Genomic DNA, 14,854 nt, shown 5'->3' on the forward strand with positions numbered 1-14,854 from the left:
GTATGCATCTGGATAATCCTCTTCGATAACAGAGAACGTTTTATGATAGATTTCATTTGTTAAATTTCTTATATGATCCTCTTCGCTAGTAGATAACTCTCCAATACCACTAAAAATAGAGGAATTTACGTTTTGGAAAACAAGAAACATGATCAACCTATTCCCATGAATAGCACAAAGTCTAGCTCGCCCTTCTGAATTCTGATGGAGCTCCTCAACCCTACTATCTATCACTCTAGATATTAGAACTTTACGCCATAGATTCGGACCATTAACGCTGTCATTAAACAATGCTCTGTAAGGAGCCTTGGATATGTCATCCCATAGACGACCAATTTCACGTTTTGCCTGAACAGCATAAGTATAGTCGTTATGAGAACATGCCAGGGATATAGTTGCTTGAACTAAATCAAATCCATCTATCCCGATTGGCAAAGAATCTCCAGACTTATAAACGTATCCAACATTCTCCAACAGTAGCTCATTTCTTATCCGCTCTTGGTTTGTATCAAGGGCAACGAAATCCCTGCGATCTATACGATTTTGCGTATTATTATTTCTGGTTATTTCTTTACCAAAATCTTCCGGCGTATCAGACAATGAAATTATTCTTATAGGAACTTTTGCATTTTGTACTGCATCTGGCTGCTTATCGAATGCTGCAGCTATAGAGCCAACTGTTTGAGCCCCGTTCACAATTTTAAAATCGCTACACTCGAAAACACCCATATCTCTTCCACTTCCTCCAATAGGCTTCCTACCCACATTAGCGCAAAGAGCTGTTATCCCATTGTTAAAATACCAAAGGTTTTCAGGCGATGTTAATACAGTTTCGGTAATACCTTCGTTTATCTCAGTATTTCCAAGATAAATACGGATATTTGGTGAGAATATTTGAGGAAAATGATCATGCCACCATATAGCTACTTCACTTGCAGAAACTTGACCGTAAAAAGCCATATAGGGTTCTCTAACTTGTCCCCACGAGTGCAGCGCAAGCTCTAAATCAATAGGCTGAGCTTCTGCTCCTCTAGCAACTGCACTATATATATTACTTTGTCTCAGCGTCTTGAAGGTCAAAATTTCAGTTGTATCATTAATTTCGGTTGTAACATCATGGATAATTGTTTCAACTTCCGAGCTCAGTGGCTGAGTACCTGTATAACATAAGACCATAACTATACGAGTTTGTGCATMATTTAAAGCTTGATCTATTTCCGGCTTTTTGTTGTTTATTTTATCGTTAAAGCGTTCAAATCTTGCATTTATAAGATCCTTAAAACCCTGCAAAAATTTCTGTGTATCTCCTACACTAACGCTACCTCCACCATCCTGATTCCATTTCGATTGAACGAGATATAAAACTCGATCAACTCTACTATAGTAAACAGCATCTAGCCCGTTATCCTTAAACCCATCTGTCACATATCTAGCAGAAACTTCGAATTCAATTTCTGCTTGGGTCTTTAAAGCATATGCAGCAAGAGAACGAGTTCTAAAGATCTGTTCTTTTTCATTATTACTTTTGTCTTTAACGTCATCGAGATCAATTAGATCTCGATAATTTTCTTCGAGATAAGCATTTATTTGTCTAAGGTGAATTATACTCATAATCTAAACTTCTCTTTTTTAGAGTTGTATCGGAGATCATATTGACTTACAGAAACTGTGGCACGCACTGTCTTCGGTATATCTGGCCTTTAGGCTGCTTAACCATCGAGTGTTTCACCACGCTACCGCCGATCAGTTGTCGGCACCTAACACGCCATTTATTGGCTACTTTGCGGGTTAGTGTATCAAGCGCTGTGTTGCTTTTCGTGCGCTATTGTCCAAAGTGTTAGCCAAGCCTTGTTTTGTTAGATTGGTCCCAAAAAGGCGAGTCGTAATCGCCTGATTCGGGTTTGAACGTTGCGAGTTGTTTGGATTGAACGAGATTTTAGGTAGGAAGAGGAGTGACTTTTGCTGACTGAATTGTTTCTTCAATCAGTGCTTCATATGTTGCTGCTTGTCCAGCCGGGAGCAATTGACGATGCATTTCTCGGCGCACGTTTGTATCAAATAAGCGTTCTGCCACCCATCCGGTTAGATAAAGTGCCGATAAACATCCACCAGCCGTGGCGATATTGCCATCAATCACTAACGGCTGGTCTTGCACTTCTGCGCCCATGGCTTCAAGGGTAGGTTTAGCATCGGGATGCGTGGTCAGTTGACGCCCGCCTAACAACCCTAATCGATACAAAATAAAGGAGCCCGCACAAATCGAGCCGATAAGTTGGTGATTGGGATTAAGCGATAGAGCTTTCATAAACGCATCGTCGTTTAATGCGGCAGGTACGCCTTTATAGCCACTGGTAATCAATACAACATCAGCTTCACTTGCTTCACTGAGTTCACCATCTGTTGTTACCGAGAGCCCAAGCGTCGATGTGTGTTCGGATTTGGTACCAAGTGCGCGTACATTCCAATGTTGAGAGAGACGTCCAAAGATGTCGCGCATGAGAAAGAAATCGATGTCGGTAAATGCATCAAATAGCACAATCGCAACGGTATACATAATATCCTTTTACATTATAGCCAGTTATTTCAATAAGATATCATGCTTTACAATAAAAGGAGAGCAAACCACCGCATAACATGTATACGGTGGTGAGGAGCATTTACCCTAACGCGCAAAGCGAGTGGCGTGGAAGGCGAGGTGTTCATCAATAAACGTACTGATGAAAAAGTAGCTGTGGTCGTAGCCGGGTTGCATGCGCAAGGTCAGCGGGGAGTTGTGTTTCTCGGCCGCWTGTTTCAGGGCTTGCGGGTTAAGCTGCTCGGCCAAAAAGCCGTCTTTGTCGCCTTGGTCCACCAGCATCGGCATGGCGGTGGGGCCTTGGGCGAGTAACACGGTGGCATCATAGGCTTGCCATGTTTGTTCGTCATCACCTAAATAGGCGCTAAAGGCCTGTTTGCCCCACGGGCACTCGGTGGGATGACAAATGGGGCTGAACGCCGAAATGCTGCTGTAGCGTGATGGGTTACGCAAACCAATCACTAACGCGCCGTGGCCGCCCATGCTGTGTCCGGCAATTGCGCGCTGGTTGTTGACCGCAAAGTGCGATTCAATCAGCTCCGGCAGTTCGTGAGCAACGTAGTCGTACATCTGGTAGTGCGACTGCCACGGCGCTTGGGTGGCATTAACATAAAACCCCGCCCCTTGGCCGAGATCGTATTGATTGGCGTCGGCTACGCCCTCGCCGCGCGGGCTGGTGTCTGGCGCCACAATCGCCATGCCCAAGGTGGCGGCTTGTTTAAAGGCGCCGGCCTTTTGCATAAAGTTTTCGTCGGTGCAGGTTAGGCCCGAGAGCCAATAAAGCACCGGCACGGGTTGTTTTTTCGCTTTTTCGGGCAAAAAGATCGCAAAGGTCATTTTGCCGTTGGTGGCTTTAGAATCATGCTGCCAACGTTGGTGCCAACCGCCCGCGACTTTGTTTTCGCTTATTTTTTCTAGTTGCATGGTTATTTTACCGCCGCGTTGCCACGGCGGCCGTCCTGTTATTTATCCATGTGGATCACGCTGCGAATGCTTTTGCCTTCGTGCATCAGGTCAAAGGCACGGTTCACTTCATCAAGGCCCATGGTGTAGCTGATAAATTCTTGTAGACCAAACTCACCATCGAGGTAACGCTCGACAATGCCGGGCAGCTCTGAGCGGCCTTTAACGCCACCAAACGCCGAGCCTTTCCAGACGCGTCCTGTCACCAACTGGAACGGACGGGTCGAGATCTCTTGGCCTGCGCCGGCAACCCCAATGATCACTGACTCGCCCCAGCCTTTGTGGCAGCATTCCAGCGCTTGGCGCATCACATCGACATTGCCGATACATTCGAACGAGTAATCGACGCCGCCGTCGGTCATCTCCACAATCACTTGCTGGATTGGCTGATCGTAGTCTTTTGGGTTAATCACATCAGTGGCGCCCAGCTGCTTGGCAAGGGTGAACTTGCTCTCATTGATATCAATGCCGATGATGCGACTCGCGCCTGCCATACGCGCGCCAATCACCGCGGATAGGCCAATACCGCCTAAACCGAAAATCGCCACCGTGTCGCCTTTTTCTACTTTGGCGGTATTCATCACCGCGCCCATGCCAGTGGTCACGCCACAGCCAAGCAAGCAAACTTCTTCGAGCGGTGCGGCTTTGCTCACTTTCGCCAATGAGATTTCTGGCAGTACCGTGTATTCCGAGAAGGTCGAGCAGCCCATGTAGTGGAAAATGGTCTCGCCGTTGATAGAAAAGCGCGACGTGCCGTCTGGCATCAGGCCTTTGCCTTGGGTCTCACGCACTGCGCCACACAGGTTGGTTTTGCCTGAGCGGCAGAATTTACACTCACCACATTCTGCGGTGTAAAGCGGAATCACATGGTCGCCGACTTCTACGCTGGTCACGCCCTCGCCAACCATTTCGACGATCCCGCCGCCTTCGTGGCCGAGAATGGAAGGAAATACCCCTTCAGGGTCGTCACCCGATAAGGTGAACGCATCGGTATGGCACACACCGGTGGCAACGATTCTGACCAACACCTCGCCCGGCTTGGGCAGTTCAACGTCGACCTCTTCCATTTTCAGTGGTTGGCCCGGCCCCCATGCGACGGCGGCTTTGGATTTAATGTGGGTTTGTCCCGGCTTGATGGTTAGTGCCATTGCAGAATCCTTTTGAGTTCAAGGGAGTAATTCGTATCACGCTATACTAGCTAAGTTGCTTTTCGTTATAATCCAGCAAAATTGAAAATTATTATTTCACTAACGTAATAATACATTGTCCGATAATATAGACAGGATAGACAGTCATGGCGCCGCATTGGGAAGGATTAAACGAATTTTTAGCGGTGGCTGAGCACGGCAGTTTTACTCAGGCGGCTTATAAGCTCGATACCAATGTGGTGGCGGTAAGCCGACGAGTTGCGGCGCTGGAAGCCCATTTGGGGGTGAAGCTTTTTCATCGTACCACCCGTAAAGTCACACTAACGGATGAAGGCGAGCACTATTATCAACGTTGCCGTCCGCTGATGGCCGCCTTGCAAGAGGCCGAGCAAACCATTACCCAATCGCAAGCGCTTCCCACCGGATTAGTGCGGGTGACGGCGCCAGTGAATTTTGGCGAACAATATATCGCTCCCCTGCTGGCCCCCTTCTTGCGGCAATATCCTCATGTGTCGGTGGACTTGCATCTAACTAATCGTCGAATTGATTTAATTGAAACTGGCACCGATGTGGCGATCCGTATTGGTCATCTCGCGGATTCCAGTTTGAAAGCGAAGCGCTTGGGTTCTCGACGGCTCTCCATTTGTGCCAGCCCAGCGTATTTGGCAGCACACGGCCGGCCGCAGACGCCAAGCGAACTCAATCGCCATGTTTGTTTGGTCGGCTCCAACGAGCACTGGCATTATCAAGCGGGCAATAAAGTCCGCACCCTCACGGTTTCGGGGCGGCTGCGCTGTAATTCTGGCGTGGCGTTACTCGAGGCGGCCAAGCAAGGTATTGGCCTCGCGCAGCTGCCGCATTATTACGTGCAAGAGGCATTAGCCGAGGGAACATTAGAAGAAGTATTGGTAGATTATCGGATAGAAGAAGAAGGTATTTGGGCGCTTTATCCACGCGGACGTCAGCTTCAGCCCAAAGTAGCGGCGTTATTGACCTATTTAGCTCAACACTTGCCCACTCAACCCGCCCCTGATTTTTAACCGACATTTTGGAACCCGCTAAAAAAATCGCCAGCACAAGGCTGGCGATCGGCTCACGGTGTTCAAAAACGGTCGATTAGTCACGCGACGCGCGCAATGACGTGTCCGCTTTGTTAATCGCTGAGACTTTAAACGCGCCCACATAGTGATCGAGGGTGCGTGCGAGCCCTGCTAAATCTTGGCTACTCGCTTCTAGGCTATGGCTATCATCCAACCCGGCTTGCGCCGCTTGGTTAACCGTATCCATGTTGACGTTAATTTCATTGGCTACGCTTGATTGCTCTTCGGTCGCCGTTGCCACATGGGTGTTCATATCCAAGATGGTGCTCACTTGCATCGCGATGCTTTCCAGCGCCGTCAGTGCTTGCTCGGTCGCGCGGTTCCCTTCGTTGGTCAGGGCTTTGCTGGTGTCCATCGCCTCAACCGCGTTTTTCGCTTCTTGCTGAAGCTGATCAATGGTCGATTGAATTTCTTCGGTCGATTGCGACGTTTTAGTCGCCAGACTGCGCACTTCATCCGCCACTACCGCAAAGCCACGTCCGGCTTCGCCAGCGCGTGCTGCTTCAATCGCTGCGTTCAAGGCAAGCAAGTTCGTTTGCTCTGAGATGCCACGTATCACGTCCAAAATGGAGACAATCGACTGGGTGCGATCGGCCAGCGAGGTGATCACCGTCGACRTGTTGTCCATCTCGGTGTCGAGTTGGTTGATGGTCTGGGTCGCTTCGGTCAAGGTTTGCTTACCGGCTTCGGTTTCGCTGTTGGCTGACGAAGCTGAATCTGCCGCATTCGACGCGCTTTGCGAAATTTCGTTGATGGTGGCGATCATCTCATTCATCGAGGTCACGACCAGCAGCGCTTGCTCGCTTTGTGATTCACCACGTTTTAGCGATTGCGCGGCTTTATCGCGCAGCGACTCGGCTGAACGGCCAAGCTCTTCACCGGTTTCCACCACATGCGCGATGATTTGGTCGATTTTTTCTACGAAGGTGTTAAAAGCCACCGAAATACGGGTGATCTCGTTGTTGCCAGTGACAGGCAAGCGCACAGTCAGGTCACCGTCTCCTTTCGAGATATCCGCCAGCGCGTGCTCAAGGCCTTTAAGCGGCGCGAACAGTCGGYCCAATAGCCATACCAGCACGAGGGTACAGGCAATAAAAATCAAGCCAATCGCGGTCAGCTGCGCAATCGCAATGTCATTGGCCGCGCTATCCACTTCTGTAATTGGGATCCCTACATCAAACGCGCCCCACAGGCGGCCATCGACGTAGATGGGCATCATGATGTCGTACACCCATACATCTTGCACATCAGCGTACCAGCGTGAATGCTGCGGTTGGCCTTGGCTGGCCCCCGCCACTGTGTAGCTGTCGGTGTAGACTTTGCCTAGTTTCTGCGTATCACTGTGGGCAATGGCTTTGACGTTTTTATCAATGACGACGGCATAGCTGATGTCACTGCGTACTTTGAGACCGCTGACCATCTCCTGTAAATCGTCGGTTGGCGTTGACGAGTTCGACAGAATGTATTCGGCGCGATCCGCAAGCAGCTCTGCCTGCGCTTTGGAGCGCTTGAGAATGATGTGGTCGATTTCATCGTGTGAGATAAAAGTTGTGGCGGTGATGCTGGCAATTGCCGCCACTGCAAACATGGCACACACCACAATTAAGATCAGTTTTTTCACTACGCTACCTTACTGGCAATGGGAGGGGCGGAAACCGTCAACGTCGGCGTGCAATAAGCCGGTAGCCTAATTCGGCCAAAAGGGGCGAGAGACGGCTGACTTCCTCTCTGTACATGGATGTCAGCGCAAATAATAGCGACAGCGTAACTGATAAACAAGTTACGCCTCGCAAAAGTCAAATAATCATGCGCGGTTACGCACAAAATCATATCGCTCGCATTGACGATGAGAAGCCATACCGTTCGCCAATTTTTCTGACATTTTAGGCGGTCCCAAATCGCGTGGCAGGAAAGTAATTAAGCAGTTTGTGGAGCGCAAAACACAGCATTAAGGTGATCACTATCGCCACAATATTGCTGCTCACGCGGTAAAGCGCATCATACATAAAATCTTGGCTGGGACTTAAGTATTGCCCAAACAGGATCCCCAAGGTGGCCATCGCGCCAAATCCGACCCCTGATCCACTGGCTTCTTTCACATGAGCTTTGGCGAATAAAAGCGTCCCTATCCACAAAAGCGGCGCGACCAAGATCAACACCCCAAACCAGTCATACAGTATTGCTTGGCATGCTACCCCATACGCGACGCCAAGCACCGTGCCTACCGCGCGTTTTCGCGCATAACTTAAGGTGCCGTTCCAGTGCATGGGAAACAGCAATAACACAGTCGTGGCCTGCGCTGAAATGGAGTCGCGCAARTCAAACAGCTGAAAGACCACAAAGGAAATGGTCGCTAACGAGGCTCCCATTAATGCCTCGTGGCGCATACGGTGAGTCTGCTTGCCTCCCGCGGGCATGGCAGGCGGCTGACGTTCAGTCACATCCGGGATCAACCATGTTACTAAGTAGGCGATCAATACCGAGAGGATATTGGCCCCTAAGTTACCAAAAACGAGCGTGTTAAGTGGCAAGTCTGGATAGCTGGCAAAATGCAGCATAATGCTCAGGCTCAACACACTGTTGGCACCAAACAGAAAAAAGCGCCCTTTAGACATGCACGCAAATTTATAGGTAAACAACACAAAGACGAGCGGTGTCATCAGCCCTGGATGCGCCCCCAATAAGCCTCCGAGCACACCCACTTCTAAACCACTGATCACCGCGGAGGCAAGCAATTGGCGCGCCGCGCGACCGTTCATCACTGGGACTAAGCCCAGCAGTAGCATGGGGGTAACGGTAAAAAACACCCCAAAGCTACAATCAAAAAACTTGCATACCGTAAAGCCTACTGTGGCGCCGGTGGCAATCCGCAAACACTGGCGCACATCGTTATCACTTAAGGGGTGATGCCATAAAGCCATCGCTCACCTCCCTAGTAGATGTAGTGCAGCAGGCTTAAAAAGCCGACCTGGGCACTGGCGAATACTTCTCCAACCCAGCTGTCTGGCATAAGTTGCACCGTGGCACGGGCACCGGTCGGTAGCGCATGAGAGGGCCATTCATCGAGTTGAATGTGCAAACGCATCCGCTGCGCATCACGCACCCAACGGTTGGAATTAGACGGTGACGCCAGTTGTCCGTTAGCATCGATCTGTCCAGCACTGACGCCCGCATCCACGCTACTCACGTGTCCCGCGTAAAGCTTGCCCGGCTCACTATCAAACGCCACCTTCACCGGCGTGCCAGTGTGCACATCACGGACACTTTTTTCACGAAAATCGGCAATCACATCGGTGCGATCAGACACCAAGGCCATCAATGGCTGACCAGCACTGGCATAGGCTCCCACGTCCAATTGCAGGTTGGTGACGACGCCGTCATGGCTGGCTTTTACTGTGGTGTAGGATTGATTCAATTGTGCTTTCTTTAATTTGCTCAATGCCACCTGTTCGGCAATGTTGCTGGCACCGTCACCACCCCGTTGAATTTGAAGCGCACTGACGCGTGCCTTGGCCGCTTCCCATTTCGCGCGGGCGGTATTAGCCGCACTGATTGCATCATCACGCTGCTGCTGTGATACACCATTTTTGGCAAACAAAGCCGTTAAGCGTTTCGCTTCGCGCACTTTTTGCTCCATCACCGACGCCAAGGCCGAAACATCTTGCCGCGCCGCCATCAATGACGCATCTAACTGAGTATTGGTTTGTCTGGCTTGAGCTAAGGAGAGTTTGGCTTGGTCGACCGCAATCCGATACGGGGTATCATCAATTTGGAACAACACATCCCCTTGATGCACGCCTTGGTTGTTTTCTACCGCCAAAGCACTGACCGGCCCGCTCACCTGTGGAGCGACTTTGGTCACGGTGCGTGTCACCATGGCATGAGGCGTTAGTGGCATCACGTTATCTGCCAGCAAAAAATAGCCAAAGAGCAACACAAAACTGAGAGCAGCTACTTTTACCCAACGCGCAAATTTTTCATCTGGTGTCATTCGTACTTCTTACCTCTGTTATTGTTCTATGCCTTAGTCATCTTTTGTGGTGGCGGTATAGTCCATCGCATTTTGATTGATGGTGACCAACACCCGCTCTAAGGCGTCAAAGTCTTCGGCGTCAATGCCTGCGAGCAGATGCTTACGTACCCGCAACACTCGCGCTTCAATACGGGTCATCAATTCACACCCGCTGTCAGTGACGTGTACCGTTCGGGTGCGCTTGTCTTCTGGCGAGCAGCGCCGTGTGATCAGCCCCTGCGTTTCAAGGTGCTTTAAGGTCCGCATCAACGAGCCCAGCTCAATTTCGAGCGCCTGCGCCAGTTCACTTTGACTGATGCCGTCTCCCAACCGACGCAGCATCCACAGCGCACTCCAGCGCGGATAACTCAGCCCCAATGGCGCCAGTTCAGAATCAGCAACACGCCGCCACAATCGCGCCGTGCGTCCTAAATGTTCAGCAATCGACATGTGTTCAGGATGTGACGATGTCATACGTTTTCTCCCTCAACCGTGAAATTACTTAGCCTGCTAAGTAATAAGTAGCCGCCACTATAAAATAGTTAGCAGGCTAAGTAAATAGAAAAGTGATTTGTGTCACATAACTATGGCGAATTGCTGGCGCGATAGCCGCTCGCCGCCGTTGGTCAACTCTGGTAATCTAGCGCGCGTCATCGTTTTGTTTGTAAAGGAATTACCATGCAAGAGCTCTGGGATCGCCATATTCGTTATCGCAGCCATCGCATTGATGTGCCGCTGGATCATCATGACGCCGCCAGCCCATCGATTTCGCTTTTCGCCCGTGAAGTGGTTGATACGCGCAAAACTGAACAAGATTTACCGTGGTTAGTGTATTTTCAAGGCGGGCCAGGGTTTGAGTCTCCTCGTCCGAATGGGGCAAGCGGCTGGCTAAAACGTGCCTTAAACGATTACCGCGTACTGTTACTTGACCAACGCGGCACGGGCTTAAGCTCGCCGGTAAATCACCAAACACTTGCCCACCTCACGCCTGCCGAGCAAGCGGCGTATCTGAGCCATTTTCGGGCCGACAGCATCGTGAAAGACGCCGAGTGTTTACGCGAAGCGTTAGGCATCAAGCAATGGGCGATCCTCGGACAAAGCTTTGGTGGGTTCTGTGCCCTCACCTATTTGTCATTCTTTCCACAATCGCTATCACGCGCCTTTGTCACCGGCGGTATCCCGCCGCTCGAGGGGCACGCCGATGCGGTGTATCAAAAAACCTATCAGCGTGTGGAAGACAAGAACCAGCAGTTTTTCGCCCAATTCCCCGATGCACAAGCCCGCTGWCACGAGATTGCCCAGTATTTGCAAAACAATGCGGTGACGCTGCCAAACGGTCAGCCGTTTACCGTTGAGCAATTTCAAACACTGGGACTGAATCTCGGTCGCGGCCATGCCGGGCTACCGCTGTATTACCTACTGGAGCGAGCCTTTATCGAGGTGAATGGTGAGCGTGCCTTAAGCTATCCGTTCWTAAATGCGATGCAAGCTGACCAAGGATATTTGACCAACCCGTTTTACGCTATTTTGCATGAATCGATTTACTGCCAGCAGCAGGCATCGCAGTGGTCAGCCCATCGAGTGCGCGATCAATTCCCGCAATTCCACTATCAGCCCGATCAGCCGTTCCGGTTTACCGGCGAAATGGTTTACCCGTGGATGTTTGATCAACTGGCTACCCTTAAACCGCTCAAAGACGCCGCCATGTTGCTGGCGGAAAAGAGCGATTGGCCGGCGCTTTATGATCTCGACGTACTCAAGCGCAATACGGTGCCGCTCGCCTGTGCCACCTATGTGGATGATATGTTTGTTGAGTTCGATTATTCCCGCCAAACCTTGGCGCAGATTGCCAACAGCCAAGCGTGGATGACTAACGAGTACGAGCACAATGGCATTGGCGTCGATGGTGAACGTATTTTGGATCGCTTAATAAACATCGGCGATAGCCTTGCCGCTCGCCAAGGCTAGTGACTCTCCGCTGCGTATCGCTCCAACAGAGTGCTGTCGCAGCGGAAATTTTCACCACTGCAAACTGTGATCTAACTCAAATCAAAAAAACCACGCTCAACACGTGTTACGCTCTTTGTCAGTACCGATTGAACTCGGGAAAATGCGATAAAAATCGCCCGCTCGCCTTCAAGGCAGCCTGACTGATCAGCGTAGACTACGCCCCCACCAGCCCAGACTAGCCAAGTAGGCACACTGGCTAACGATGCTTGCATGTTATGCTAATTGGCGTAGTATTATTGCGTTTCCTCGGGTTACAGGACGTATCCCAGCACGGTGTAGGCTCAGGAGCATGAGACCCTCACTTCATCGTCGTTTTTTCTTCTTAACCTTTGCGTTCACATTGATGAAAATTGTAAGTAAATCAAGCAAGAAAAGGGCAGTATTTTATAAATCTAGCGTTTTTTTCGATAAGCTGTGGTCACGCGATAAAACGCCCGTTTCCGTCTTATTGTTAGCGGTTGTTATTGGCCTGCTCGCGGGTATTGTGGTCACCTTCTTTGAACTCGCGATTCACTCTCTTTCTCAAACACGTACCGAGTGGCTCGATAGCAATATCACCTCAATGATTCCATTGGGATTACTCGCCTTTCTGATCAGTGCGGGCCTTGCCTTAATTGGCTATTGGCTGGTGCACAGATTTGCGCCTGAAGCGGCGGGTTCGGGTATTCCTGAAGTAGAAGGCGCCATGGAAGGTATTCGTCCCACACGATGGTGGCGGGTAATCCCAGTGAAATTTTTTGGTGGTTTGGGCGCGCTAGGCTCAGGAATGATTTTGGGCCGAGAAGGGCCGAGTGTCCAAATCGGTGCCAATATCGGCCGGATGGTGACCGACACCTTCCGCATCCACGACCGTAACACCAATCAAACTCTACTCGCATCAGGTGCCGCAGCGGGCTTAGCCGCCGCGTTTAATGCCCCACTTGCAGCGATCATGTTTGTGGTTGAAGAAATGCGGCCGCAGTTTCGTTATACCCTCATTTCCATTAAAGCGGTGATCATTGCGGCAATCATTGCTGACATTGTGTTTCGCTATATCAATGGCCAAGACGCTGTCATCGTGTTACCTCAATACGAGACACCGCCACTGRTTTCATTGTGGTTCTTCTTAGCGTTGGGGTGCTGTTTTGGTGTGTTTGGAGTGATTTTTAACTTCCTGATCATGCGCTTTCAAGATTACTTTCAACGCTTGTATCAAAACAGCCAAAAGCGCGTGTTGATTGTGGGGTCGACCTTGGGGGGGATATTTGGTCTACTGCTGGTGTATGCGCCTGAACTCACGCACGGCGGCATTAACCTTGTCCCTGATTTTGTTACGCTTAACTATTCAATTAGTGCACTGCTGTTTATTTTTATGGCACGCACACTGCTGACAGTCATCTGCTTTGGTTCCGGCGCACCGGGCGGCATTTTCGCTCCCATGCTTGCCCTTGGCACCTTGCTGGGAACCGTCTTCGGTTTGATGATTGCAAATCTCTACCCTGACATGGGCATTGAACCGGGCATGTTTGCGATTGCGGGAATGGGCGCTCTGTTCGCCGCGACCGTGCGCGCGCCGATTACCGGTATTTTGTTGGTGATTGAGATGACCAACAATTACTACCTAATCTTACCGCTGATTATCACCACGCTGGGTGCCACACTGTTTGCGCAATTGCTGGGTGGCCAACCTATTTATACCGAGCTGTTACGCCGAAAAGTACGGCAGCAAAAGTTGCAGGTTGAGCAGCAGCCATAATCATAATCCATGTTTGGCAAGGATAGCGGCAGTCGTGCCGTTATCTCTCATGTCTCTTAATACCGTATTAAGTGGTGTGATTAGTCGCTGATGACGTTGATGCAAGACGAGAAAAACCTCGAAAGTCTCAACCGGTTTTTCTCCTATTCGTACATCAGTAAATTGCTCTTTCTCGATAATACTTCGAATACCGCCGTAGCCTATCATCGCTTGAACTCGCTGACTATTAACCATATTCAGTGCATCGCGTTCTGTTCTAGCGCGAATAAGCTGCCATTGATAGCGTTTTGCGATTTCTACATTAACCTGATCACCAATAACTCCCACGACATATTGGTAATCTTCTGGCTTTAAAACATGTGTGTGTCCAAATAGATAATAATTAATCGACATGAGTGGCTCTTCTGGATACAGCGCTTCGGGAATATCTTGATAGACAAGTCGTGTCCGGCCAAAGTCCGCATCGATAATCCCTTTGGCTAGGGCGTTTTCGGACCGTGCTAGTGGCATTTCCATCCATGTCAGTACAATACGCTCATCAATGGCAGTGAATGCATGCTCTACAATCGCTTTAGTCGCCAAAGAAACAGAGTCACTGGCGTCACGATAAGCAATCGTTAGTGTATTTGCCATGACACACAACGGTAACCAACAAACGACAAATATCCATCCGTTTTTCACATTACCACTCCAAGAGTCCACATCCCTTTAGAGATTAGAAGAGCTCCAGCGTATCGTCTATGCGCTTGCTAGTGACGTTGTCACTTTTAGATTTATTCCTAGGGTCTTATTAAGCTTCGTAACATGGTAAGACATAACTCACGGTCGGGGAGCGCATCAAATTCAGCCCTTACGATTAGCCCTTCCAACAGCGTCATCACCGCATCAGCAACCGCCTTTGAACCAACAATCTGTTCAATTAAACCGTAAATTTTGTCTTTGTGCGCTTTAGCAATCTCTACAATTTGGCTGTCTGTATTGCTCTTAAATTCGCCAATTGCGTGCATAAACATACAGCCTTTAAAGTCGTCTTGTTTAAACCACGCCAGATGCCAATCGAGGAGCGCCGCCAATTGGGCGTCTTTATCCTGATGCGCATCAATAGCCTGCTGCAGTCCCTGCTCAAATCTTGTATGACGCGCTTGCAGCACAGCCTCAATCAAGGCCGATTTAGCGCCAAAGTGACGGTACATCGATGTCTTTGAGACCGCGGCTTCATCACGGATTTTGTCGACGCCCACCGCGGTGTAACCAAACTGATTAAATAACGACTCGGCTACCGCCAAGATGTGATCGCGCTTACTCATGATG

At 49.9% G+C, this 14,854-nt stretch carries 13 protein-coding genes; 3 read left to right on the forward strand and 10 right to left on the reverse strand.

Going from position 1 to position 14,854, the window contains the following annotated elements; translation table 11 throughout:
• The 4 genes from BZG83_RS13450 to BZG83_RS13465 form a co-directional block, all read right to left on the reverse strand.
• Window positions 1-1,611 (reverse strand): AIPR family protein (locus tag BZG83_RS13450; protein ID WP_077481260.1); only part of this gene is annotated, 1,611 nt, incomplete at its 3' end.
• A 325-nt stretch (window positions 1,612-1,936) separates the two neighbouring features.
• Window positions 1,937-2,554: a DJ-1/PfpI family protein gene (locus BZG83_RS13455; protein WP_077481262.1), complete on the reverse strand. Its 618-nt coding sequence runs from the start codon at window positions 2,552-2,554 to the stop codon at window positions 1,937-1,939.
• Window positions 2,555-2,662: 108 nt separating this feature from the next.
• Complete coding sequence (gene fghA / locus BZG83_RS13460; protein ID WP_077481264.1) at window positions 2,663-3,499, reverse strand: S-formylglutathione hydrolase; 837 nt, start codon at window positions 3,497-3,499, stop codon at window positions 2,663-2,665.
• Between the two features lie 38 nt (window positions 3,500-3,537).
• On the reverse strand, window positions 3,538-4,686 hold the full coding sequence (locus BZG83_RS13465; RefSeq protein WP_069587906.1) for an S-(hydroxymethyl)glutathione dehydrogenase/class III alcohol dehydrogenase: 1,149 nt from the start codon (window positions 4,684-4,686) through the stop codon (window positions 3,538-3,540).
• A gap of 146 nt (window positions 4,687-4,832) precedes the next feature.
• Between BZG83_RS13465 and BZG83_RS13470 the strand changes: the two genes are divergently transcribed.
• Window positions 4,833-5,726, forward strand: a complete 894-nt coding sequence (locus BZG83_RS13470) for a LysR family transcriptional regulator (protein WP_077481266.1) — start codon at window positions 4,833-4,835, stop codon at window positions 5,724-5,726.
• Between the two features lie 76 nt (window positions 5,727-5,802).
• On the opposite strand, the gene BZG83_RS13475 is transcribed toward BZG83_RS13470, so the two are convergent.
• From BZG83_RS13475 to BZG83_RS13490, 4 genes are all read right to left on the reverse strand, one after another.
• The gene (locus BZG83_RS13475) at window positions 5,803-7,407 is read right to left on the reverse strand and encodes a methyl-accepting chemotaxis protein (protein ID WP_077481268.1); all 1,605 of its coding nucleotides are present in this window, start codon (window positions 7,405-7,407) and stop codon (window positions 5,803-5,805) included.
• Window positions 7,408-7,669: 262 nt separating this feature from the next.
• On the reverse strand, window positions 7,670-8,707 hold the full coding sequence (locus BZG83_RS13480; protein ID WP_077481270.1) for a DUF2955 domain-containing protein: 1,038 nt from the start codon (window positions 8,705-8,707) through the stop codon (window positions 7,670-7,672).
• A gap of 11 nt (window positions 8,708-8,718) precedes the next feature.
• Window positions 8,719-9,777 (reverse strand): HlyD family secretion protein, encoded by a 1,059-nt coding sequence (locus tag BZG83_RS13485; protein ID WP_077481272.1) that lies wholly within the window; start codon window positions 9,775-9,777, stop codon window positions 8,719-8,721.
• A gap of 33 nt (window positions 9,778-9,810) precedes the next feature.
• Window positions 9,811-10,272 carry a MarR family winged helix-turn-helix transcriptional regulator gene (locus tag BZG83_RS13490; RefSeq protein ID WP_077481274.1) on the reverse strand — a complete coding sequence of 154 codons (462 nt, stop codon included), beginning with the start codon at window positions 10,270-10,272 and terminating at the stop codon, window positions 9,811-9,813.
• 204 nt (window positions 10,273-10,476) lie between these two features.
• On the opposite strand from BZG83_RS13490, the gene BZG83_RS13495 reads away from it, so the two are divergent.
• Window positions 10,477-11,766, forward strand: a complete 1,290-nt coding sequence (locus tag BZG83_RS13495; protein ID WP_077481276.1) for an alpha/beta fold hydrolase — start codon at window positions 10,477-10,479, stop codon at window positions 11,764-11,766.
• 331 nt (window positions 11,767-12,097) lie between these two features.
• Entirely contained in the window at window positions 12,098-13,543 is a 1,446-nt protein-coding gene (clcA, locus tag BZG83_RS13500; RefSeq protein ID WP_443216376.1) for a H(+)/Cl(-) exchange transporter ClcA, read from the forward strand.
• Here the strand turns inward: clcA and BZG83_RS13505 are convergent, their stop codons facing one another.
• Together BZG83_RS13505 and BZG83_RS13510 are read right to left on the reverse strand one after the other, a co-directional pair.
• Entirely contained in the window at window positions 13,544-14,176 is a 633-nt protein-coding gene (locus BZG83_RS13505; protein ID WP_077481278.1) for a substrate-binding periplasmic protein, read from the reverse strand. It lies immediately after the preceding gene.
• Window positions 14,177-14,322: 146 nt separating this feature from the next.
• A complete protein-coding gene (locus BZG83_RS13510; protein WP_077481279.1) occupies window positions 14,323-14,850 on the reverse strand; it encodes a TetR/AcrR family transcriptional regulator in 528 nt (175 codons plus the stop codon).
• Window positions 14,851-14,854 lie beyond the last annotated feature (4 nt).

The organism is Salinivibrio sp. PR919 (assembly GCF_001995355.1).
Taxonomy (GTDB): Bacteria; Pseudomonadota; Gammaproteobacteria; order Enterobacterales; family Vibrionaceae; genus Salinivibrio; species Salinivibrio proteolyticus.

Coding starts and splice junctions, on each gene's coding strand:
- BZG83_RS13455 (WP_077481262.1), bottom strand. CDS start 2,554: ATGTATACCGTTGCGATTGTGCTATTTGATGCATTTACCGACATCGAT.
- BZG83_RS13470 (WP_077481266.1), top strand. CDS start 4,833: ATGGCGCCGCATTGGGAAGGATTAAACGAATTTTTAGCGGTGGCTGAG.
- BZG83_RS13490 (WP_077481274.1), bottom strand. CDS start 10,272: ATGACATCGTCACATCCTGAACACATGTCGATTGCTGAACATTTAGGA.
- BZG83_RS13465 (WP_069587906.1), bottom strand. CDS start 4,686: ATGGCACTAACCATCAAGCCGGGACAAACCCACATTAAATCCAAAGCC.
- BZG83_RS13505 (WP_077481278.1), bottom strand. CDS start 14,176: ATGGCAAATACACTAACGATTGCTTATCGTGACGCCAGTGACTCTGTT.
- BZG83_RS13485 (WP_077481272.1), bottom strand. CDS start 9,777: ATGACACCAGATGAAAAATTTGCGCGTTGGGTAAAAGTAGCTGCTCTC.
- BZG83_RS13510 (WP_077481279.1), bottom strand. CDS start 14,850: ATGAGTAAGCGCGATCACATCTTGGCGGTAGCCGAGTCGTTATTTAAT.